Raw genomic sequence first — 20854 nt, 5'->3', positions numbered from 1 at the left:
TCCGCAGAAACAAAAAAGAGCTACAAGCCGAAGCGTGTAACTCTTTGATATTCCTACATATTCTTGGGGTGGCTGATGGGGCTCGAACCCACGACAACAGGAATCACAATCCTGGACTCTACCAACTGAGCTACAGCCACCACTGGTACTGCGCGATCTACTACGATACTCTGCTGCGGGAAATAAAAAAGGCTGCAAGCATGAACTTGCAACCTCATTATTTGCTGCGAATTCTTTGGGGTGGCTGATGGGGCTCGAACCCACGACAACAGGAATCACAATCCTGGACTCTACCAACTGAGCTACAGCCACCACTGATACTGCGTTGTCTACGGTGTTTCGTAGACAGGTGCCGAATTATACAAGCCAGTTTTGAAACACGCAAACCTTAATGCGGTTTTTCGCAAAAATGGCAAATCGGCCTAGACCGACACCGCCGTCACCGGCGGCGTCAGCCCCAGCAGGCCGGCGAACGGTCCGCTCAACGACGCGGCGGCGGCGCTGGTGTAGCCGTGCAAGCCGGCCGGCGTTCCGCCGGCGCGGCGCAGGCCGGCCGCCTCGAGCAGGCGGCTGAGCTGGCGCGCCACGGCTTCGCCGGTGTCGAGCACGCTGACCGGCGCGGCGGTGTGGGCGCGCACCACCGCCTGTATGCCGGCGAGCACGAAGGGGTAGTGGGTGCAGCCGAGCACCAGCGTGTCGACGCCCTCGGCGATCAGCGGCGCGATGTAGCGCTCCAGCAGGGCGCGGGTGGCCGGCGTGTCGAGCTCGCCCTTGTCGATCTGGTCGGCCAGGCCGACGCAGGGTTGCAGGTGGAAGCTGACGCCGGTGGCCGCGCTGATCTGCTCGCGCAGCGAGAGGAATTTTTCGCCGCGCAGCGCGCTGGCGGTGGCCAGCACGGCGACCTTGCCGTTGCCGCTGGCGGCGGCGCCCGGCTTGAGGCCGGGTTCGACGCCGACCACCGGCAATTGCGGATAGCGCGCGCGCACCGCCTTGATGCCGGCGATGGTGGCGGTGTTGCAGGCCACCACCAGCGCCTTGGCGCCGCGCCCGACCAGGAAGGCGGCGATGGCCAGCGAACGCTCGGTCAGCACCGCCTCGGTCTGCGCGCCGTACGGGGCGTAGGCCGAGTCGGCGAAGTACAGCAGGTGCTCGTCGGGCAGCTGGGCGCGGATGTGGCGCAGCACCGACAGGCCGCCGACGCCGGAGTCGAACACGCCGACGGGGGCGTCGGCGGGCGTGGCGAACGGCGGCGCAAAGGGGAGGGAGGAAATCAAGTTCGTGTCCGGACAAGGCGCCCGCCGCCCGCGCACGGGCGCGCGGCGGGGCCGGGTGGGTTGCTTAGGCGGTGACGACGGGGATCGCGCTGACGCTGCTCAGCTTTTCGATCTTGGCCTTCCATTCCGCCGGGCCGGTGTTGTGCACCGAGGTGCCGGCGGCGTCGACCGCCACGGTGACCGGCATGTCGACCACGTCGAACTCGTAGATCGCTTCCATGCCCATGTCGGCGAAGCCGAGCACCTTGGCGCTCTTGATGGCTTTCGACACCAGGTAGGCGGCGCCGCCGACGGCCATCAGGTAGGCCGACTTGTGCTTCTGGATCGACTCGATGGCGACCGGGCCGCGCTCGGCCTTGCCGATCATGGCGATCAGGCCGGTCTGCTCCAGCATCATGTCGGTGAACTTGTCCATGCGGGTGGCGGTGGTCGGGCCGGCCGGGCCGACCGCCTCGTCGCGCACCGGATCGACCGGGCCGACGTAGTAGATGACGCGGTTGGTGAAGTCGACCGGCAGCGGCTCGCCCTTGGCCAGCATGTCCTGGATGCGCTTGTGCGCGGCGTCGCGGCCGGTCAGCATTTTACCGTTCAGCAGCAGGGTTTGGCCCGGCTTCCACGACGCCACTTCTTCCGTGGTCAGCGTGTCGAGGTCGACGCGCTTGGATTTTTCCGTGTCCGGCGTCCAGTGCACCTCGGGCCAGGTCGACAGCGGCGGCGGCGTGATGTAGGACGCGCCCGAGCCGTCCAGCACGAAGTGGGCGTGGCGGGTGGCGGCGCAGTTGGGGATCATGGCGACCGGCTTGGAGGCGGCGTGGGTCGGGTACATCATGATCTTCACGTCGAGCACGGTGGTCAGGCCGCCCAGGCCCTGGGCGCCGATGCCCAGCGCGTTGACCTTGTCGCACAGTTCGATGCGCAGCTCTTCGAGCTTGTTTTGCGGGCCGCGTTTTTTCAGGTCGAACATGTCGATGTCGTCCATCAGCACCTCCTTGGCCATCAGCATGGCCTTCTCGGCGGTGCCGCCGATGCCGATGCCCAGCATGCCCGGCGGGCACCAGCCGGCGCCCATGGTCGGCACGGTCTTCATGACCCAGTCGACCAGCGAGTCGGACGGGTTGAGCATGACGAACTTGGTCTTGTTCTCCGAACCGCCGCCCTTGGCCGCGACCTTGACGTCGACCGTGTTGCCCTCGACCAGCTCCATGTGCACCACGGCCGGCGTGTTGTCCTTGGTGTTCTTGCGGTCGAACTGCGGATCGGCGACGATCGAGGCGCGCAGCTTGTTGTCGTCGAAGTTGTAGGCCCGGCGCACGCCCTCGTTGACCGCGTCGGTGACCGTGCCGCTGAAACCCTCGAAGCGCACACCCATGCCGATCTTCAGGAAGACGTTGACGATGCCGGTGTCCTGGCAGATCGGCCGTTTGCCCTCGGCGCACATGCGCGAGTTGGTCAGGATCTGCGCGATGGCGTCCTTGGCCGCCGGGCTCTGCTCGGCGTCATAGGCGCGCGCCAGGTGTTCGATATAGTCGGCCGGGTGGTAGTAGCTGATGTATTGCAGGGCGGCGGCGACGGATTCGATCAGGTCTTCTTGCTTTATGATGGTCATGGTGTTCTCGCGTTTGAGGGAGGGGCTAAGGGGAGGGCGTTAATGGCTTTGCGATTCGTTCTGCGTGCCGGTGGTGATGCGGTCGGTGTAGGCGATGGCCAGCGCCGACAGCAGGAACACGGCGTGGATCGCGGTTTGCGCGATCAGCACCTTGGCGTCGTAGGAGGCGGCGTTGATGAAGGTCTTCAGCAGGTGGATCGAGGAGATGCCGACGATGGCCATGGCCAGCTTGGTCTTCAGCACCGAGGCGTTGACGTGCGACAGCCACTCCGGCTGGTCCGGATGGGTGTCGAGGTGCATGCGCGAGACGAAGGTCTCGTAGCCGCCGATGATGACCATGATCAGCAGGTTGGAGATCATCACCACGTCGATCAGGCCGAGCACGACCAGCATGATGGTGGTCTCGTTGAGTTTGGTCGGCACCTCGGAGCCGGGCACGGCGATGGCCTGGAAGATGTGCGCCAGCGCCGCCTCGTTGCCGAGCGCCGCGCCGATCAGATCCTTCAGTTCGACCCAGAAATGGAACACATAGACGCACTGCGCCAGAATCAGGCCCAGATACAGCGGCAGCTGCAGCCAGCGCGACATGAAGATGAAGGCGGGCAGCGGGCGCAGCTTGGGGACTGGTTGGTGTTGCGGGTCAGACATTGGGGTGATTCTCCGGAAAAGGATGCGGCAAAAGGACTGCCGACATTTTACACGTGCAATCCGGCAATCGTCTTGCCGGGCGTGCAGATCGGCGGCCGCGGCGGGGCGAATGGGGAGAATCAGTGGACTAGTCAAAAATTCGGTAAAATTGCATAAAAGATCAAATTGCTTGCTCGACTAGCAGGTCCGCCGGCCGGCCATATTCGGCCCGATGGGCGGCTGTAAGGAGGCAGTAAGCGGCAAAGTTTAATGTTGTTGGCAAACGATTACTACAATGGAGATCAGCATGACCGGTACAGCAAATCAAGGAACCCAGCAGCAAGGTCCGCAGGAGTCGCGCGTGTTTCAGCCGTCGGCGGCCTTCGCCGCCCAGGCGACCATCTCCGGCATGGCCGCCTACGCGGCGCTGCAAGCCGAGGCCGAGGCCGACTACGAGGGCTTCTGGGCGCGCCTGGCGCGGGAGAACCTGGTCTGGCAGAAACCCTTCAGCCGCACGCTCAACGAGGACAACGCGCCGTTCTACAAGTGGTTCGAGGACGGCCACCTGAACGTCTCCTACAACTGCCTGGACCGCAACCTGGAGAACGGCAACGCCGAGAAGACCGCCATCATCTTCGAAGGCGACGACGGCCAGTCCAGCCACGTCAGCTACCGCCAGCTGCACGAGAAGGTCTGCAAGTTCGCCAACGGCCTGAAGGAACGCGGCGTCAAGAAGGGCGACCGGGTCATCATCTACATGTCGATGTCGGTCGAAGGCGTCGCCGCGATGCAGGCCTGCGCCCGCATCGGCGCCACCCACTCGGTGGTGTTCGGCGGCTTCTCCGCCAAGTCGCTGCAGGAGCGCATCATCGACGCCGGCGCCGTGGCCGTCATCACCGCCGACGAGCAACTGCGCGGCGGCAAGCGCCTGCCCTTGAAAGTCATCGTCGACGAAGCGCTGGCGCTGGGCGGCTGCGACAGCATCAAGGACGTCATCGTCTACCAACGCACCGGCGGCGACATCGCCATGCAGGCCGGCCGCGACATCTGGCTGCACCAGCTGGTGGAAAAACAGGCGGCCGTGTGCGAACCGGAGTGGGTCGACGCCGAGCACCCGCTGTTCATCCTCTACACCTCCGGCTCGACCGGCACGCCGAAGGGCGTGCAGCACTCCAGCGGCGGCTATTTGCTGTGGGCCGCGCTGACCATGAAGTGGAGCTTCGACATCAAGCCCGACGACGTGTTCTGGTGCACCGCCGACATCGGCTGGGTGACCGGCCATAGCTACATCTGCTACGGCCCGACGGCCGTCGGCGCGACCCAGGTGGTGTTCGAAGGCATCCCCACCTTCCCCAACGCCGGCCGCTTCTGGGACACCATCGCCAAGCACAAGGTCAGCATCTTCTACACCGCGCCGACGGCGATCCGCTCGCTGATCAAAGCCTCCGACGTCGACCCGGCCGTGCATCCGAAGAACTACGACCTGTCCACCCTGCGCCTGCTGGGCACGGTTGGCGAGCCGATCAATCCGGAAGCCTGGATGTGGTACTACAAGAACATCGGCCGCGAACTCTGCCCGATCGTCGACACCTTCTGGCAGACCGAGACGGGCGGCCACATGATCACCCCGCTGCCGGGCGCCACGCCGATGGTGCCGGGCTCCTGCACCTTGCCGCTGCCGGGCATCACCGCCGCCATCGTCGACGAAGCCGGTCAGGACGTGCCGAACGGGCAGGGCGGCATACTGGTCGTCAAGCGACCATGGCCGTCGATGATCCGCACCATCTGGAACAATCCCGAGCGCTTCAAGTCCAGCTACTTCCCGGAGGAGCTGGGCGGCAAGATGTACCTGGCCGGCGACGGCGCCATCCGCAACAAAGAGACCGGCTACTTCACCATCACCGGGCGGATTGACGACGTGCTGAACGTGTCCGGCCACCGCATGGGCACGATGGAGATCGAATCGGCGCTGGTGGCCAATCCGTTGGTGGCCGAAGCGGCCGTGGTCGGCAAGCCGGACGACACCACCGGCGAGTCGATCTGCGCCTTTGTCGTGCTCAAGCAAGCGCGGCCGACCGGCGACGACGCCAAGCGGCTGGCGCTGGAGTTGCGCAACTGGGTCGCCAAAGAGATCGGCCCGATCGCCAAGCCGAAAGAGATCCGCTTTGGTGACAACCTGCCGAAGACGCGGTCGGGCAAGATCATGCGGCGCTTGTTGCGCGTGTTGGCCAAGGGCGAGACCATCACGCAGGACATCTCCACTTTGGAGAATCCAGCGATTTTGGAGCAGCTCAAAGAAGCGTCCTGATAGGGTGAAAGAGGGGGAAGGCGAAAAATGTTGGTACTCCTTGGAATCCTTGCTATAATTCGCCGCTCCTCGGAAGGGGAGTAAGAAATGCAGGAGAGGTGGATGAGTGGTTGAAGTCGCACGCCTGGAAAGCGTGTATAGGTTCATAGCCTATCGGGGGTTCGAATCCCCCTCTCTCCGCCAAGGATACAAAAGCAAAAGCCACCCTCGGGTGGCTTTTTGCGTTGTAGCCTTGGCGGAGAGAAGCAAGGCCCCTGCGGGCCTTGCGCGGGGGATTCGAAAGCGGTCGCCCTGCAGGGCGCCGCGCGGTCGCGGGACGCGACCGAATCGCCCATCTGCCACCGCTGCGCGGTGGCGCGCCGAAGGCGCCGCGCGCAGCGCAGTTTCCTAAAAACATATTCCACCTGGCAAATTGTCCGAATGTCGGCACTGACCCTCGCCCTGCTTCAGTCCTGCGTCCTTCAATATGCTGTTCCACGTTCCGATTGGTAGGTCTCTTTTTGGGTGAGGCACAGTTACCAGGCCGGGCTTCTCAGCGTGTTTGAAGTGATGATGGCCCACCTCTCGACTGATACGCCATCCAGCCCTTAGCGGTGAGGCGAGGCAAGCCGGATGGACTTTACCCCCTCACCACATGATCACGCGCTGCTCGGGCGGCAGATACATCGGATCGCCCGGCTTGATGTCGAAAGCCTGATAGAAGCCGGGCTGGTTCATCACGGTGCCCTTGGCGCGGAATTCGCCCGGTGAATGCGGATCGCTCTTGATCTGGGCAATCGCCGCCTCGGGGCGCAATTTGGCGCGCCATTTCATGGCAAAGCCGATATACAGGCGCTGTTCGCCGCTGAGGCCGTCGAGTACCGGCGACGGCTTGCCGCCGAGTGAGCGCTGATAGGCCTGGTAGGTGATCGACAGGCCGGAATTGTCGCCGATGTTTTCACCCAGGGTCAGCTCGCCATTGATGAAGTAGCCCGGTACGGGACTGTAGGCGCCATATTGCTTGACCAAACCGGCGGCACGTCCCTTGAAGGCGCTACGGTCCTCCACCGTCCACCAGTTGCGCAGGCGACCCTTGGCGTCGTACTGGCTGCCGGAGTCGTCGAAGGCATGGCTGATCTCATGGCCGAAGGTGATACCCAGCAGGCCATAGTTGACCGCATCTTCGGCTTTCACATTGAAGAACGGCGGTTGCAGGAGCGCCGCCGGAATGGTGATCGAATTGAGCGCCGGACTGTAGCTGGCGTTGACGGTTTGCGGCGTCATCGACCATTCGTCGCGGTCGACCGGCCTGCCCAGTTTGTCGAGGTTTTGCTGACGGCTCCAGATGCGCGTCGCCCGCACGTTGGCGACCAGGTCATGCGCTTGCGTTTTCAAGGCGCTGTAGTCGCGCCATTTGTCCGGATAGGCGATCTTCGGCTTCAAGGCGGCCAGCTTGAGCTGGGCTTCCTTCTTGGTCTCCGGCCCCATCCAGTCGAGCTGCTCGATGCCGTCCTTGAACGAGGCCACGAAATTGTTGAACATGGCCATCACGCGCGGTTTGGTTTCGGGCGGCAGGTACATCTCCACATACAGTTTGCCGACCGCATCGCCAAGGACGCCGTCGGTAAAACGCTGGGCCCGCTGCCAGAGCGGTTCACGTTGCGGAACGCCGCGCAGCACAGTGCCTTCGAAGGCGAAGCGTTCCTTGACGGTGGCGTCGTCCAGAAAGTCGGCATAGCTTTCGAGAATGCGCCAGGTGAAATAACTCTTCCAGGATTCCAGCGGGACATTGGCCACGGTCGCGGAGAAACCGCCGAGGAAGCTGGGCTGGCGCACCACCGCCGAGGATTCCTTCGCCGCCAGGCCGGCCGCGGCAAAGTAAGCCTGCCAGTCAAAGGCCGGCGCCAGCGCGGTGAATTGGTCGAAGTCGACGCGGTTATACGACTTGACCGGGTCGCGCATCTGCACGCGGGTCCATTGCGCCGCAGCCAGGCGGGTCTCGATGTCGAGGCTCTGGGCGGCATGCGCGACGGCGTTCTTGTCGCCGCTCATCGCCAGCATGGTCTCGATATGCTTCAGGTATTGGGCGCGCACGGCCTTGAGCTTGGCGTCCTCGTCCTTGAGGTAATAGTCACGGTCGGGCAGGCCCAGGCCGGACTGGCTGATGTTGATGGTGTAGTGCTCGGGGTCCTGCGCATCGGGCGCGACGCCGGCCGCGAACGGCGTATGAATGCCATTGCGTTGCAGGTAAGCGAACAGCGCCGGCAAGTCCTTCTTGTCCTTGATGGCGGCGACGCGGGCCAGGTCCGCCCGCAAGGGTTTGAAGCCGGCGGCATTGCGCGCCTTTTCGTCCATGTAGCTGGTGTACAGGTCGGCGATCTTGTGCGCGTCGCTACCGGGCTTGCCGGGATGCTTGAGGGTGGCGGCGATCAAGGCCCGCAACTGGCCTTGCGCGGTTTCGCGCAATTCGACATAGGTACCCCAGGTCGACTTGTCGGCCGGGATCTCGGTATTGCGGGTCCAGACGCCGTTGACGTAGCCGTAAAAATCATCCTGCGGACGAATCGCCGGATCCAGGGTGTTCAGATCGATGCCGGATACCGGCGCGGCGCCCTGTGCGTTTTGCTGGGCGTACAGTGGCGGAGCGGACCAGACGAGCAGGGCGCAGCAGGCGGCGTTGATAAGCGAGCGATTCACGGCGATTCCTTTAATTTATGTCGACTTCATGTGGGAGAACATGCGGTGCCGGAGCGTGCGGCGGAGGATTATAGCGTCCCGGCGTCACACCGAACACGCGGCGGAACAAGGCGATAAAGGCGCTCACGTTGTCATAGCCCAAGTCCAGTGCCACCGCCGTCACCGGCCTGCCGGTCGCCAGCAGTTCCAGCGCCCGCAGCAAGCGCACGCGCTGGCGCCACTCGGTAAAGCTGAAGCCGGTTTCGGCGAGAAAGCGGCGTGTCAGCGTGCGCGGTGCAATGCCGGCCCAGGCCGCCCACTCGTCCATGCGCCGGCCATCCTCGGGCCGCGCCGACAGCGTCCGCGCGATCTTGAGCAGGCGGGCATCGAGCGGCATGGGCAGGCCGAGGGCCGCTTCGGGCAGCGTGCCGATCTCGTCGAGGATGACGCCGGCCAGCCTTGCCTGCCGCGCATCGGGAACGTCGCCGGCCCAAGACGCGGCCCGCGCCACGGCCTCTTGCAGCAAGCCCGGAACAGCCAGGACGCACGGCGCGGCGGGCAGCGCGGCACAGGCGGCGGGCGCGACGTACACACTCCAGCCCGAAAACGGCCCGTGCGAGCGCAAGCCGTGCGGCACGCCCGGCGGTATCCAGACGGCATGCGTGGCGGGCACCACCCAGTGGCTGTCGCCGGCATCGACGGACAGCAGCCCTTGCACCGCGCCGAGCAATTGCCCGCGCGCATGGCGGTGGCGGCGCGTCACGCGCACCGTGCCGGCGTGGCGCACCACGGCCAGCACCAGCGGTCCTTCGGTGGAGTCGGCCTGCGTCGGCAAAATCAGCGAGTCGGTCATGTGTGGCTTCAAAAAGGTATTGAATGTCTTTTATACCGTACACACGCCATCACCGCACGGTTATATTTGCATCGTCACCTTCATTTCCACCCTAACTCACAGGAAAAAACATGAACGCCACCGATATCCGCTCCGCTCTGGACGAATTGCTCAACCGGCAGGACCTGCCGCTGGAAGATGTGCTGGAACGTCATTTCAGCCCCGCGTATCGACAGCGCACCAATGGGCGCTGGGACGATCGTGAAGAGTTCGCCCGCCATGCGCGCAAGCTGCGCGAAGTTGTCGCATCGGCGCGCATCGAGGTACTCGACGAACTGCGCGACGGTAACAAATACGCCGACCGGCATCGGGTCCACGTCACCAAGCGCGACGGCACGCAGATCGTCCAGGAGGTGTATCTGTTCGCCGAGATGGATGCCAGCGGGCGCTTCGCGCGCATCGAAGAAACCACGCTGATGCTCGAAGGCGCCGAGGCCGACCGGGATATCGGCAGCGTGAAATAGCCCGTGGGCCGGACGGACCGGGCCAGACGGGCCGGGCGGGCTGAGCAGCCTGGCAGGCAGCGTCGACCGGTGTGATCAGCCCGTCAGCCCACCAGCACTACAGCTTCAACACCGCCTCGATCAAAGCGCGGCTGTCGAAAGGGCTGTCCGGCAAGACGATGTCGGGCTGCAGCAGCACGGGCGTGGCCGCGCCCGAGGGCCGTTGGAAAATCAAGCGTGGCACGCTGAGTGCCAGGCCGCTGTTGGGCAGCACAAAGTTCTGCGTGCCGCCGCTTTGCCGCGCACGCGCAGAGCCGGCGGCGCCGACCACCTTGCCGAAGCCAAAATCCTGCACGACGTTACTCAACAGAATGGACGAGGAATACGTATTCCGCCCCACCAGCAGGTAGGTGGTTCCGGAAAAATGCAGCGGGTCGTTGGGCGCCGGTTGCAGCAACGTGCTGATGGTGCCGTCGATGACATCGCCGAGCTTTTCCGTAGCGCTGTCGCGTCCCTTGACGACCTTTTTTCGGTACGTCGATGCCCAGCGATAAGGCTTGTCGGCGATGTAGCGCAGCAGGCCGTCCATCCACATGTCGTCGTTGCCGCCGCCGTTGGCGCGCACATCGATCAACAAGGTTTTTACTTTCGCGTCGCGCATCTGCCTGAAGGCCTGTTCGGTGAAGTCGGTGAACTGTTTTTTATCCGGCCAGTAGAAGGTATTGATGGTCAGCAGGGCGGCATCGCCGGGCAGCATCTCGAAGCGGAATTGCTGCGCGAAATCGGCTTGCCCGTTGAGGTAGGCCGGCATCCTGCCGAGCGCCGGAACCTGTAAATGCTTGCCGTTCTCCAGCAGCAGATCGAACTGCGCCGTCTCGCCGTACATCTTCCAGTAGAGGAAGGGCCAGCGCGTCGACAGCAGGTTGGCGTGGAACTCGGCGCTGTCGCCGTGGCAACGCTCAAGCAGTTCCGCGACGACGCGGCCGGCCGGCACACCGTTGATTTTTTCGATGCGCATGCCCTGGTGCGTGCTGGCGGCGCCGCCCAGTTCGGTGCGGATGTATATATTGCCTGCAGGCTGGACCGATACCTCGTAGGGGAAAAATTTCCCGCCCGCTTGCACGAAGGCCGCGCTTTGACCCTGCGCATCGGGCTGTGTGAGGACCATGTGGGCGTCGGCGTAGACCGGGTTGAGCGTCGCCAGCAGGCGCCAAGCCTGGTCCCGCGTCATCGGCTCGCGCAACTGCGTATCGATGTGTCGGTAGGCTAGGCGCAATTTATCCGGATCGGCAGAAAAACCCGGTTCCGGATGCGTGGCGGCGACCTGGTCCTGGATGAAACGCAGGTCGGCGCGCAACTGTTCCGGGGTGAAAAGCGTCGCCGCATGGGACTGCGTCAGGCAGGCGCCGCACAGTAGCAAAAGGCAAAGCGACAGTTTTTTACGCATGTTCGTTCTTTCCGGCGAAGAGAATTGGGAGGCTCGACTGTAGCCGCCGAAGCCGCCAAGTGCCGCAGGGAAGCGACAGGCGGCGTATTTTGCGTGTTGGATTGCAAGATCAGGCGCATGCGCATACAGTAGCAAGTTGGTCGCCTGCCAATCTTTCCACTCTCAGAACAATGAACAATCCGAAAGCCGCCGCCATTGCCGCCGATTCCACCAGCGCAGACAGCAGTATCCGTCGCCGCTCCTTGATCGCCGCCTGCAGTGCCCACGCCATCCACGACGGCTTGACCGATCTCATCTATGTGCTGCTGCCGATCTGGCAAGCGCAGTTTTCCATCAGCTACGCCGTGGTGGGGCTGTTGCGCGGCTCCTATTCGGGCATGATGGCCGGCTTCCAGTTGCTGGCCAGCCGCCTGGCCAAGCGTTGGGGCCGCGAGCGCATGCTGGTCGGCGGGACGGCGCTGGCCGGGGTCGCCTACCTCATCGCCGGCCAGGCCGGCGGCCTGACGGTGCTGCTGATCGCCCTGCTGCTGGGCGGCCTGGGCGCCAGCACGCAGCACCCGCTGGCGTCCTCCATCGTCAGCGATACGCATGAGGCCGGCGGCGGCGTCAAACAGGCGCTGTCCCAGTACAACTTCGCCGGCGACATCGGCAAGACGCTGATCCCCGGGCTGGTCGGCTTGTTGCTGGTGGTGGTCAGCTGGCAGACCAGCGTCACGCTGATGGGCTTGCTTGGCCTGGCCGCCGCCGGTTTGCTGTGGTGGCTGCTTCCCACCCAGCTTGAAGCAACAGCGGTCAAGGTGACATCCGCCAAGGCCGTCACGGCGGCCGGCTCGGCGGGCGGACTCTACGCGCTGTTGATGACCGGCGCCCTGGACAGCGCGGTGCGGATGGGCTTTCTCACCTTCCTGCCGTTTTTACTGAAAAGCAAAGGCGCCGGCAGCGCCAGCATCGGCCTGGCCTTGTCGCTGCTGTTTGTCGGCGGCGCGTTCGGCAAACTGTTGTGCGGCTATCTCGGCGCGCGCATCGGCATGATGAAAACGGTGTGGATCACCGAGTCCGCCACAGCGCTGCTGATCCTGCTGACGGTGTTCCTGCCGTTGGCCGGCATGATGGCGCTGCTGCCGTTGCTGGGATTGGCGTTGAACGGCACCTCCTCGGTGCTGTACGGCGCGGTGCCGGAGTTGGCCGGCGCGGGCAAGCGCGAGCAGGCCTTCGCCCGCTTCTACACCTGCACCATCGGCGGCGGCGCGCTGGCACCGGTGCTGTTCGGCCGCCTGGGCGACGTTGCCGGCATCCCCGCCGCGCTGATGACCTTGGCGTTGATCCTGCTGTTCACCTTGCCCTTGTCGTGGCGGGTACAGAAAGGCTAGTTACCAAGCTGTTCCGCGACGCCAACCTGCACCTGGTCACGCGCGGCGGCCAGTACACGGTCGTTTGCAACGTCTCGGGGAAGTCGGAATATGGCAACGAGAGCATCCCGGGTGTCGCGTCGCTGCTGCTGTCGCAACTGGATTCAACTGGCTGGACCTGGTGTCCTACTACTGCGACAACTTCCTCTGCTCGACCATTCCGGACGACGTCTACACGCCGATGGCGTAGGCGGCAAGCCCCGGTCCGGCTGCTGCGATCAACGACGCGCCAGATTCGCCAGCATCTTCAGCAGCTCGGCGGTGAAGCCGGGTGCCAGGCCGGCGCCCGCAGCCACAGGGTGATCGGCGGCAAAGGCCATGTCCACCACCACCATCACCGGCCGGCAGGGCTGCGCCACGCGCCCGCTCGCCGCGTCGATTCCCGTTCCACGCGGGCCGGCGAACTGAGCTTCAGTGCTGGGTTTTTTTCCGATGAACGTGGCCATGGCGATTTCCCTTGTTGAATGAATAAGCCTGTATTCTGCGCTGTTTCACTGATGGGATAAATGCGTATAATCGAATTGAGTATCCCAAAAATGGAGCAATGGCGTGGATGTATTGAACTACATGCGGCTGTTCGTCGAGGTGGCCAAGCGTAAGAGTTTTCGCGGCGCCGCCGAGGCGCTGGAGATGTCCAATTCCACGCTGTCGCGCAACATCGCCGAGCTGGAGAAGGCCATCGGCCTGCGCCTGCTGCACCGCTCGACCCGCAAGGTCGAGCTGACCGAGGCGGGCGAGGTGTACTTCAAACGCTGCCAGGGCATCGTCGAGGAGGCCTTGTGCGCACACGAGTCGCTGCGTGACGTGTCGGAGCGGGCGATCGGCACCTTGCGCGTGTCGATGACGTCGAGCTTCGCGGTCGGCTATCTGGCGCCCATCCTGGGGGAATTCTCCCGCGCCTATCCGCTGATTAAATTTGACCTGGACTGCACGCCGAGGGCGGTGGACTTGCAGGCCGACCCCTACGACCTGGCGATCCGCCTGGGCGCGCCGCCGACCTCGCCGTCGTCGCTGGTGGCGCGCAAGATCGCCACGCTGCCGCGTTATCTGTACGCCTCGCCCGGCTACCTGCGGCGCGAGCCGGCCTTGGCGCATCCCGACGATCTGGCTGGGCACGCGCTGTGCGGCCGGCCCACCGTCGGCGGGCAGTTTTCCGCCAGGCACCTTCTGCTGCGCGGCGAGGAGACGGTGATGGTGATGCAGGCGTCGCGCTTCGTGACGAACGGCGCGGCGTTGGCGCTGACCATGGCGGCCAACGACTTGTGCATCGCCGTGCTGGACCCGCGCATCGCCCGGCACGACGTGGCGGCGGGCCGCCTGTTGCGCGTGCTGCCGGAATGGCAGGCCGAGCCGGTGGAGGTGCATGTGATTACCGACACGCGGCATCTGCCGGCCAGGACCAAGCTCTTCATCGCGTTTTTGAAGGAGCGCCTGGCCGAGTGAGCGGGGCCGCGCCGCGCCGGGTTGCGCGCGATTTTGGTTGCGCGCGATCTATTGCTCGCCGGCTTCCAGCACCGCCAGCAGGCGCGCCAGGCCGGCGTCCAGCGCGGCCAACTCCTTCTTTTCCAGCGGCGCCAGGATGCGGTGCTCGTTTGCGACGTGTGCCTCGACGGCGCGGTTGACCAGCTGCAAGCCTGTGTCGCTGAGTTGCACCAGCATGCTGCGGGCGTCCTCGGGGTTGGGCTGGCGGACGATCCAGCCGGCCGCCTCCAGCCGCTGCAGGCGGTGGGTCATGGTGCCGGAGGTGATCATCAGCGCCGAGAACAGGGCGGTCGGGCTCAGCCGGTGCGGCGCGCCGGCGCGGCGCAGCGTGGCCAGCATGTCGAATTCCCAGCTGCTCATGCCGAAGTCGGCGAAGGTGTCGTCGAGGCGGCGCTGCAGCAGCAGGGCGCAGCGGCGCACGCGGCCGATGGTCGCCATCGGGCTGACGTCCAGGTCCGGCCGTTCGCGGTGCCATTGCTCGAGGATGCGGTCGACCGCGTCGGCGGCTCGCTCAGGTTTCATATGCTGTCCCGCTTTGTCTTGATGTGAAGATTATATGCCGGCCTGCGCCAAGGCATGCCTAGGCGGCGCGTTGCGCCGGTGCGTGCTGCGCCAGGGTGTGCAGCACGATGTCGCGCAAGCGTTCGATGACGGGGTTGGCCGCCGCGTCGGCGTGGTGCAGCAGCAGGCCGACGTCGGGCAGCGGCGGCAGGCCGCAGTCCTCCAGCACGCGCAACTGCGCCGGCACGCCGATGTCGGTGCGCACCGTCACGCCCAGGCCGGCCGCCACGGCCGCCCACACGCCGCCCAGGCTGGGACTGGTGAAGGCGACGCGCCAGGCGATGCCGGCGCGGTCCAGCGCGTTGGTGGCGGCGCTGCGCATCAGGCAGGGGGCGTCGAAGACGACCAGCGGCAGCGGTTCGTCGCGCCGGCCCGGCGTTGGCGGCGCGAGGTCGGCCGCGCCTATCCAGCGCATCGGCAAGGGGCCGATGTCGAGTGCGCCGCGCCAGCCCGCGGCGCGGCGAGCGCCGGCGTCGGCGCCGAGCTCGCTGCCATTGCCGCCGCCGAAGCCGCTACCGGCGAAGCGGCTGCCACCGTCGCCATCCCAGGCCAGCGCCAGGTCGAGCCGGCCGGCCGCCATCTGTTCGAGCAGTTCGGCGCTGCGCGCGACGCGGGCCTCGATGCGCAGGCGCGGGTGGGCGCGGGCGAAGCGGCCCAGCATGTCGGTGAGGATGTGCTCGGCGAAGTCCTCCTGCATGCCCAGCCGCACGCTGCCGGCCAGCTCGACGCCGCGCACCGCCGTGGCGGCCTCGTCGTTCAGCTCCAGCAGCCGGCGGGCGTAGCCGAGCAGCGCTTCGCCGGCCGCCGTCGGCAGCATGCCGCGTCCGGCCTTGCGCAGCACCGGCGTGCCGAGCTGTTCTTCGAGCTTCTTGAGCTGGGCGCTGACGGCCGAGGTCGAACGGCCGAGGCGGTCGGCCGCCTTGGCGAAGCTGCCCAGCTCGATGCCGGTGACGTAGGTGCGCAGGATATCGAGGTCGAAGGTGATACGCCGCATAAGCATCCCGTTTTGTTGAATCATGGGGTTCAATATAGCCGATTTTTGGCATCGTGAGGCGGCGGACCGGTGCTTTGGCGGCGGCCGGCGGTGCTCGCCCGGCGCAGCGGTTTCGTTGCGCGGTTTAACTTGAGTTCAAGATATGTGTTAGCATTATTTATCTTGATATCAAGGTAATTCACCATGAACACATCCAACCGCAACTCCTCCTGGGCCGACGTGCTGACGACGGCGCTGGCGCCCGTCATCTGGGGCTCGACTTACATCGTCACCACGCAATTGTTGCCGCCGGACCGGCCGTTCACGGCGGCGCTGCTGCGCGTGCTGCCGGCCGGCATACTGCTGACCTTGTTCAGCCGCCGCCTGCCCAAGTCGGGCCAGTGGGGCCGGCTGTTGCTGCTGTCGGCGCTGAACATCGGTTTCTTCCAGGCGCTGCTGTTCGTCGCCGCCTATCGCCTGCCGGGCGGCTTGGCCGCCGTGGTCGGCGCGATCCAACCCTTGCTGGTGATGGGGCTGGCGTGGACGGTGGATAGCCGCCGTCCGCCCGCTTTGGCCGTGGCGGCCAGCGTGGTCGGCATCGGTGGCATGGCGGCGCTGCTGTTGTCGCCCGGCTCGGTCTGGGACGCGGTCGGCATCGCGGCGGCGCTGGCCGGCGCCGTCTGCATGGCGGCCGGCACCTTCCTGGCGCGCCGCTGGCGGCCGGACGTGCCGGTGCTGGCCTTCACCGGCTGGCAGTTGTTGGCCGGCGGTCTGATGCTGGCGCCGGTCGCCTGGCTGGCCGACGCGCCGCTGCCGGCCCTGAGCGGGCTGCAGATGCTGGGCTACGCCTATCTGTCGGTGGCCGGCGCGCTGCTGGCCTACGCGCTGTGGTTCCGTGGCATCGCCCGGCTGTCGCCGGTGGCGGTGTCCTCGCTGGGTTTGCTCAGTCCGCTGACGGCGGTCACCCTGGGCTGGGCGCTGCTGGGGCAGTCGCTGGGCGGCGTGTCCTTGCTGGGCATGGCGCTGGTGATCGGCAGCATACTCGCGGTGCAGTGGGCCTCGACGCCGCGCGCGGCGGCTTGAGCGGGCGGCTCAGGGGCCGCGCCGATTGAAGGGATGCAGCAACTGGCCCAGCAGGTCGGGTTCCATCGGTTGGTCGATGCCGTAGGCGGCCGGCCAGCCGTCGCGTTCGACGTGGTAGGTGCCGAACAGGCGGTCGAGCCAGGGCAGCATCGGGGCGTAGTTGGTGTGGCGGTGGGCCGGGCCGGTGTTGTCGTGGTGCCAGTGGTGGAAGGCCGGCGTGCTGACCAGCTGCTCCAGCCAGCCCAGGCGCCAGCGCACATTGGCGTGGATGAAGTAGCCCCACATGCTGCCGAGCAGCGCCACCAGCAGCGGCACCCAGTCGACCTGGCCGGCGCCGGGCCGGGCCAGGCCCAGCAGGTACAAGGGGAGGTAGCCGCACAGGCGCATGAACACCAGGTCGAGCGGGTGGGCGCGCGAGTTGACCAGCCAGTCCATTTCCTTGGCGCTGTGGTGGATGGCGTGGAAGCGCCACAGCCAGGCCACCTCGTGCATCCAGCGGTGGCCCCAGTAGAAGCCCAGCTCGGCCACCAGCAAGGCGGCGGGCAGGCGCAGCCACAGCGGCTGGGCGGCGACCCAGGGGAAGGGGCCGGCCGGCGCCAGTTGCGCCAGGCCCAGCGCGAGCAGGGCCAGCGGCCAGGCCAGCAGGCGCTTGGGCAGCAGGCTGGTGAGGAAGTAGTAGCCGAGGTCGGTGCCGATGCCGGCGCGCAGCGCCCGTTGCGGACGCAGGGCGAACAGCCGCTCCAGCGGCACCAGCAGCAGCGCCAGCAGGATCAGTCCGTTGCCGAACTTGATCAGGTCGAAGGCGAACGGCGGCAGGTTCTGTTGCAGCTGGCGTAATGTTTCCATGGGCGCGGCAAACTCCGTCGACGGGAGGGCGGGCCGCCGGCGGACGGCGGCCCGGTGCTGGCGCCGGTGGGCGCGGCGGCGCGGCTCAGCCGGCCTGGACGGTTTGGACGGCCTGGGCGCGGGCGCGGCGGGCGCGCAGCTTCCAGCCGATCAGCAGGCCGCCGATGCCGAGCAGCCAGACGGCGTCCGGCTCGGGCACGGCGTTGATGTTGATGCCGTCGAGGGCGACCATGGGCGGATCGCCGGCGCCGACCGAGAGGAAACTCAGCACTTGCGTGGCGGTGTGGGCGGTGAAGCTCATCGATTGCATGGCCCAGGGCGAGAAGGTCAGCGTGGCGCCGTTGCCGGTCATCAGGGCCGACATTTGCACATCGCCGCCGAAGTCGACCTGCCACTGGCCGCGCACCGGGCCGGGCGTGGTGAAGATTTCGGTGTCCTGCGCCAGCGCCTGGTAGAAGCTGAGCTTGTACTTGTTGCCGGGTGTCAGGCCGCTGATGGTCTGGACGATGGGCGAGTTGTGGTAGTCGCCGTCGGACAGGACGAAGTTGCCGCCGTCCGGGCTGTTGGCGGGGAAGGCGCCGGCCAGGCCGACGCCGGGGAACAGGATGCCGGTGAAGCTGGGGGTGACCAGGGTCTCGCCGATGTCGGAGTTGCTCCAGTTGCCGACGCCGGCCAGGTAGAAGTAGGTGGTGTTGCTGGCGGTGACGGTCTCGAAGGAGCCGTTGACGACCAGGTTGGCGTGCGCCGGAATGGCGGCGAGGGCGAGGGCGGGGAGCAGGATCGCGAGGGTCCGGCGCAGAACGGGCAGCTGTCTCATGGTAGCCTCTTTTCATTGGCGACAACGCTTGCCTGGGTCATCGCGGCCAGGGTTTGCCGCACCCCGCGCGGTGACCCGGGACGGGCCGCGCAAGCCGGCAATACCGCTTCATGATAGCAACGATCGGGTGGCTAGCATAGGCAAACCGAGCCATGCGGGCCAAGGCCGCAACAGTGGCGGGCGGGATCAATCCTGCTTCAGCTCGGGCTGTTCGGAGGGCAGGCTGGCGTCGAGCATGGCTTGCTCGTCGGCGCTGAAATGCGCGCTGCGCAGGCGCGCCAGCGCGCTGCCGGCGGCGGCCACTGTGAGGGCGTCGGTGGCGGCGTCGGCCGTCCCCGCGGGGAGGCGGGCGAGCTCGGCCCGGTAGGCGTCGAGGCGCTGTCGCCAGCGGGCGTCGGCGCTGTCCATCTCGGCCAGCCGGGCGGCCAGCGGCGCGCCCACGGTGGCGGCGCGCAAGCGGTAGACGGCGTTGGCGTCGCCGCCTTGCCGGCGCAGGATTTGCACGGCCAGCTCCTGCGCGTGCAGCCGGGCCGGCAGGGTGATGGCGCCCGCTGCGGCGGCCTCCGCTGCTGCTGCTGCTGCTGCTGCTGCTGCTGCCGCGTCCGCCGGCTTAACCGGTGCCGGCGCCGACGGGTTGGCCGCGCCGGCCGGGCGCAGGGATGGCGCCGCCGGCTCGGTGGGGCGGACAAAGTCGAAGTAGTGCGCGCCGTCGGCGGCCGGCGCGCGCGGCGGCTGCGGCGGTGTGGACGCCGGCCAGAGCGCGTACAGCAGGGCGGCGCCGGCCGCCGCGCCGCCGAGCTGGATCTTGTTGATGGGCATGGTGTCGTCGCCCGGGCGGACGCCGGCGGCGCCCGCCCGGGCCTCCCTTACAGACCGAAGATGATGCCGGCCAGGCGGTCGTAGATGGCGTAGACGGTGCCGGCCGGTTGCTGCCAGCCGATCACGTCGAAGTGGTCGCTGCCGGCGTAGACACCCAGGTGGTTCCAGCTGCCGCGCACCGAGCTGCCGTCGTAGTTGCGCTGCGGCTGGCTGGCCGGTCCCTTCATGCTGACGGTGTTGACCACGCCGTCGTTGGCGAACCAGCTGTTGTCGACGGGCACCCGGCCGGCGGCGGACTGGGTGTAGGAACCCATGCCCGGGCGCAGCAGCGCCGGCACCACCCATTCGCCGGCGGTGTTTTTGAGCAGGAAGATCATGTCGTCGCGGGCGTACTGGTAGTTGCCGCTTTGCAGAGGCGCGATGATGCGGTCGGTGCCGTTGCAGCAGGCGCTGCCGGTCTCGGTGGCGCGGCTGCCGATCGAGTAGTAGTAGACGTTGGGCGAGGTCTTGACCCAGTTGTTGAGGTCGCGGGCGCCGTCCGGTCCCAGATCCCATTGCGCGGCGTCGTGGTTGGCCAGCGACCAGAACGGCGCGCCCTTGACCCGTTCGAGGAAGTCGGCCAGAGACTCGCTCGGCCCTTGCGCCAGGCCGAACTGTTCCAGGCGGAACTGGTAGAGCGCGTTGTTGCTGCCGCCCAGGCCGGCCACCTCGACGATCTTGCCGGCCAGCTCGGAGACGGCCGGCACGAAGTCGACGATGACGTCGCGCAGGGTGGTGCCGTTGTGCGGCGTGGAGATGGTCGAGGCGCTCTTGACCCAGCCGGTCTTGCCGCCGGCGTAGAGCGCGCCGCCGCCCTCGTTGCCGTTGGGCGAGCCGTGTTCCAGCAACTGGACCAGGGTGCGCACGGTTTGTCCGCCCTGGCTGTGCGACACCAGGTGGATCGGATGGGCGGCGTCCCAGGCCGGGTACAGCGCCGGCGGATAGTGTTGCGGATTGTTGTTGGGGTCGGCCGCCCAGCATTTGCCGGCCGGTTTTTGGATGGCGCCGAAGGCGGCGTAGCTGGCGGTGTGCTTGGCGCCGTAGTCGGCGCAGCCGCCCTTGATCTGGTAGTACAGCTCGACGGCGCGGTCCCAGTTGGAACTGACCGGGCCGACGGCGGCGGCGAACACCTGGTGGTTGCCGGCGCGCAGGTGGGCGACGATGTCGTTGTTGCCGCCCCAGTAGCGGAAGCCGCTGCCCTGCAGGTCGTTCGGGCCGAAGCCGAGGAAGCCATGCACCATCACCAGCGGGAGATTGTTGGCCGCCTGGGCCTGGCTGCCGGCCAGGCCGGCCGCCGCCGCGAGGCTGAGGCGGGCGAGTAGTGTCGCGCTGCGTTTCAAGGTCAGTTTCATCGGGTCTGTCTCCTGGGAGTGGGACGATGGCTTGGCGAACGCGGCAGGGATTGCCGTTGCCTGGCGGCGTCGAATTGCTAGGACGATTTCACCATGATCCGGCTGAGAATGCTGACTTATTGGCAAGCTTTCCGGGCCAATCGGATGGCTTGGAAGGCCAGGGTGTGCGGGCGCCGGGGAGGCTGGAAAACCCCACAGGCAAAGAGCCGGGGGGGGGGCCC

General features: G+C 66.4%; 18 protein-coding genes, 3 tRNA genes and 1 pseudogene. 6 read left to right on the top strand and 16 right to left on the bottom strand.

The genetic code is table 11. From position 1 onward, the window contains the following. Positions 1-64: 64 nt before the first annotated feature. From H7U20_RS17030 to H7U20_RS17010, 5 genes are all read right to left on the bottom strand, one after another. A tRNA-His gene (locus tag H7U20_RS17030) sits at positions 65-140 on the bottom strand. A gap of 96 nt (positions 141-236) precedes the next feature. Continuing rightward, a tRNA-His gene (locus H7U20_RS17025) sits at positions 237-312 on the bottom strand. Between the two features lie 110 nt (positions 313-422). Beyond that, entirely contained in the window at positions 423-1274 is an 852-nt protein-coding gene (murI, locus tag H7U20_RS17020; protein ID WP_233410820.1) for a glutamate racemase, read from the bottom strand. 64 nt (positions 1275-1338) lie between these two features. Then, the gene (locus tag H7U20_RS17015; protein WP_199760324.1) at positions 1339-2880 is read right to left on the bottom strand and encodes a fumarate hydratase; all 1542 of its coding nucleotides are present in this window, start codon (positions 2878-2880) and stop codon (positions 1339-1341) included. A gap of 39 nt (positions 2881-2919) precedes the next feature. After that, a complete protein-coding gene (locus tag H7U20_RS17010) occupies positions 2920-3528 on the bottom strand; it encodes a YqhA family protein (RefSeq protein ID WP_199760323.1) in 609 nt (202 codons plus the stop codon). A 286-nt stretch (positions 3529-3814) separates the two neighbouring features. Between H7U20_RS17010 and acs the strand changes: the two genes are divergently transcribed. Together acs and H7U20_RS17000 are read left to right on the top strand one after the other, a co-directional pair. Then, positions 3815-5815, top strand: coding sequence for an acetate--CoA ligase (acs, locus tag H7U20_RS17005; protein ID WP_199760322.1), 2001 nt, complete (start codon positions 3815-3817; stop codon positions 5813-5815). A 92-nt stretch (positions 5816-5907) separates the two neighbouring features. Then, positions 5908-5998: transfer RNA gene (locus H7U20_RS17000), tRNA-Ser, on the top strand. Between the two features lie 261 nt (positions 5999-6259). On the opposite strand, the pseudogene H7U20_RS16995 reads toward H7U20_RS17000, so the two are convergent. From H7U20_RS16995 to H7U20_RS16985, 3 genes and pseudogenes are all read right to left on the bottom strand, one after another. Further along, positions 6260-6397, bottom strand: a pseudogene (locus tag H7U20_RS16995) (type II toxin-antitoxin system HicA family toxin); the annotation flags it as partial. Between the two features lie 45 nt (positions 6398-6442). Then, on the bottom strand, positions 6443-8491 hold the full coding sequence (locus H7U20_RS16990; protein ID WP_199760321.1) for a M13 family metallopeptidase: 2049 nt from the start codon (positions 8489-8491) through the stop codon (positions 6443-6445). Between the two features lie 10 nt (positions 8492-8501). After that, a complete protein-coding gene (locus tag H7U20_RS16985) occupies positions 8502-9323 on the bottom strand; it encodes an AraC family transcriptional regulator (protein ID WP_199760320.1) in 822 nt (273 codons plus the stop codon). A 110-nt stretch (positions 9324-9433) separates the two neighbouring features. Here H7U20_RS16985 and H7U20_RS16980 point away from each other — a divergent pair, with 110 nt between their 5' ends. Next, complete coding sequence (locus H7U20_RS16980; protein WP_199760319.1) at positions 9434-9826, top strand: nuclear transport factor 2 family protein; 393 nt, start codon at positions 9434-9436, stop codon at positions 9824-9826. Positions 9827-9923: 97 nt separating this feature from the next. On the opposite strand, the gene H7U20_RS16975 is transcribed toward H7U20_RS16980, so the two are convergent. Beyond that, the gene (locus H7U20_RS16975) at positions 9924-11252 is read right to left on the bottom strand and encodes a S41 family peptidase (RefSeq protein WP_199760318.1); all 1329 of its coding nucleotides are present in this window, start codon (positions 11250-11252) and stop codon (positions 9924-9926) included. A 170-nt stretch (positions 11253-11422) separates the two neighbouring features. On the opposite strand from H7U20_RS16975, the gene H7U20_RS16970 reads away from it, so the two are divergent. Then, positions 11423-12622, top strand: a complete 1200-nt coding sequence (locus H7U20_RS16970; RefSeq protein ID WP_199760317.1) for an MFS transporter — start codon at positions 11423-11425, stop codon at positions 12620-12622. Between the two features lie 257 nt (positions 12623-12879). Here the strand turns inward: H7U20_RS16970 and H7U20_RS16965 are convergent, their stop codons facing one another. Next, the gene (locus H7U20_RS16965) at positions 12880-13107 is read right to left on the bottom strand and encodes a hypothetical protein (protein WP_199760316.1); all 228 of its coding nucleotides are present in this window, start codon (positions 13105-13107) and stop codon (positions 12880-12882) included. Between the two features lie 103 nt (positions 13108-13210). On the opposite strand from H7U20_RS16965, the gene H7U20_RS16960 reads away from it, so the two are divergent. Further along, on the top strand, positions 13211-14104 hold the full coding sequence (locus H7U20_RS16960) for a LysR family transcriptional regulator (RefSeq protein ID WP_199760315.1): 894 nt from the start codon (positions 13211-13213) through the stop codon (positions 14102-14104). A 48-nt stretch (positions 14105-14152) separates the two neighbouring features. On the opposite strand, the gene H7U20_RS16955 is transcribed toward H7U20_RS16960, so the two are convergent. Together H7U20_RS16955 and H7U20_RS16950 are read right to left on the bottom strand one after the other, a co-directional pair. Continuing rightward, positions 14153-14665 (bottom strand): MarR family winged helix-turn-helix transcriptional regulator, encoded by a 513-nt coding sequence (locus H7U20_RS16955; protein WP_199760314.1) that lies wholly within the window; start codon positions 14663-14665, stop codon positions 14153-14155. A gap of 58 nt (positions 14666-14723) precedes the next feature. Further along, the gene (locus H7U20_RS16950) at positions 14724-15698 is read right to left on the bottom strand and encodes a LysR substrate-binding domain-containing protein (RefSeq protein WP_199760313.1); all 975 of its coding nucleotides are present in this window, start codon (positions 15696-15698) and stop codon (positions 14724-14726) included. 183 nt (positions 15699-15881) lie between these two features. Between H7U20_RS16950 and H7U20_RS16945 the strand changes: the two genes are divergently transcribed. Next, positions 15882-16760: an EamA family transporter gene (locus H7U20_RS16945; RefSeq protein WP_199760312.1), complete on the top strand. Its 879-nt coding sequence runs from the start codon at positions 15882-15884 to the stop codon at positions 16758-16760. Between the two features lie 9 nt (positions 16761-16769). On the opposite strand, the gene H7U20_RS16940 is transcribed toward H7U20_RS16945, so the two are convergent. The 4 genes from H7U20_RS16940 to H7U20_RS16925 all read right to left on the bottom strand — a co-directional run bounded on the left by H7U20_RS16940 (position 16770) and on the right by H7U20_RS16925 (position 20633). Beyond that, a complete protein-coding gene (locus tag H7U20_RS16940; protein WP_199760311.1) occupies positions 16770-17606 on the bottom strand; it encodes a sterol desaturase family protein in 837 nt (278 codons plus the stop codon). Positions 17607-17691: 85 nt separating this feature from the next. Further along, positions 17692-18423 carry a PEP-CTERM sorting domain-containing protein gene (locus H7U20_RS16935; protein ID WP_199760310.1) on the bottom strand — a complete coding sequence of 244 codons (732 nt, stop codon included), beginning with the start codon at positions 18421-18423 and terminating at the stop codon, positions 17692-17694. Positions 18424-18609: 186 nt separating this feature from the next. Beyond that, complete coding sequence (locus tag H7U20_RS16930) at positions 18610-19242, bottom strand: lipase secretion chaperone (protein WP_199760309.1); 633 nt, start codon at positions 19240-19242, stop codon at positions 18610-18612. Positions 19243-19289: 47 nt separating this feature from the next. Then, complete coding sequence (locus H7U20_RS16925) at positions 19290-20633, bottom strand: esterase/lipase family protein (RefSeq protein ID WP_199760308.1); 1344 nt, start codon at positions 20631-20633, stop codon at positions 19290-19292. Positions 20634-20854 lie beyond the last annotated feature (221 nt).

Origin of the sequence: Rugamonas violacea, from assembly GCF_016461825.1 — a bacterium.
Taxonomy (GTDB): domain Bacteria; phylum Pseudomonadota; class Gammaproteobacteria; order Burkholderiales; family Burkholderiaceae_D; genus Rugamonas.
The sequence above is the reverse complement of the archived record's forward strand: the minus strand, read 5'-3'. Positions and strand labels throughout refer to the sequence as shown.

Excerpts from the sequence above, each read along its gene's own strand:
- H7U20_RS17010 (WP_199760323.1), bottom strand. The coding sequence starts at position 3,528 with ATGTCTGACCCGCAACACCAACCAGTCCCCAAGCTGCGCCCGCTGCCC.
- H7U20_RS16925 (WP_199760308.1), bottom strand. The coding sequence starts at position 20,633 with ATGAAACTGACCTTGAAACGCAGCGCGACACTACTCGCCCGCCTCAGC.
- H7U20_RS16945 (WP_199760312.1), top strand. The coding sequence starts at position 15,882 with ATGAACACATCCAACCGCAACTCCTCCTGGGCCGACGTGCTGACGACG.
- H7U20_RS16955 (WP_199760314.1), bottom strand. The coding sequence starts at position 14,665 with ATGAAACCTGAGCGAGCCGCCGACGCGGTCGACCGCATCCTCGAGCAA.
- H7U20_RS16950 (WP_199760313.1), bottom strand. The coding sequence starts at position 15,698 with ATGCGGCGTATCACCTTCGACCTCGATATCCTGCGCACCTACGTCACC.
- H7U20_RS16935 (WP_199760310.1), bottom strand. The coding sequence starts at position 18,423 with ATGAGACAGCTGCCCGTTCTGCGCCGGACCCTCGCGATCCTGCTCCCC.
- H7U20_RS16970 (WP_199760317.1), top strand. The coding sequence starts at position 11,423 with ATGAACAATCCGAAAGCCGCCGCCATTGCCGCCGATTCCACCAGCGCA.
- H7U20_RS16980 (WP_199760319.1), top strand. The coding sequence starts at position 9,434 with ATGAACGCCACCGATATCCGCTCCGCTCTGGACGAATTGCTCAACCGG.
- H7U20_RS17015 (WP_199760324.1), bottom strand. The coding sequence starts at position 2,880 with ATGACCATCATAAAGCAAGAAGACCTGATCGAATCCGTCGCCGCCGCC.
- H7U20_RS16930 (WP_199760309.1), bottom strand. The coding sequence starts at position 19,242 with ATGCCCATCAACAAGATCCAGCTCGGCGGCGCGGCGGCCGGCGCCGCC.
- H7U20_RS16975 (WP_199760318.1), bottom strand. The coding sequence starts at position 11,252 with ATGCGTAAAAAACTGTCGCTTTGCCTTTTGCTACTGTGCGGCGCCTGC.
- H7U20_RS16985 (WP_199760320.1), bottom strand. The coding sequence starts at position 9,323 with ATGACCGACTCGCTGATTTTGCCGACGCAGGCCGACTCCACCGAAGGA.
- H7U20_RS16940 (WP_199760311.1), bottom strand. The coding sequence starts at position 17,606 with ATGGAAACATTACGCCAGCTGCAACAGAACCTGCCGCCGTTCGCCTTC.
- acs (WP_199760322.1), top strand. The coding sequence starts at position 3,815 with ATGACCGGTACAGCAAATCAAGGAACCCAGCAGCAAGGTCCGCAGGAG.
- H7U20_RS16965 (WP_199760316.1), bottom strand. The coding sequence starts at position 13,107 with ATGGCCACGTTCATCGGAAAAAAACCCAGCACTGAAGCTCAGTTCGCC.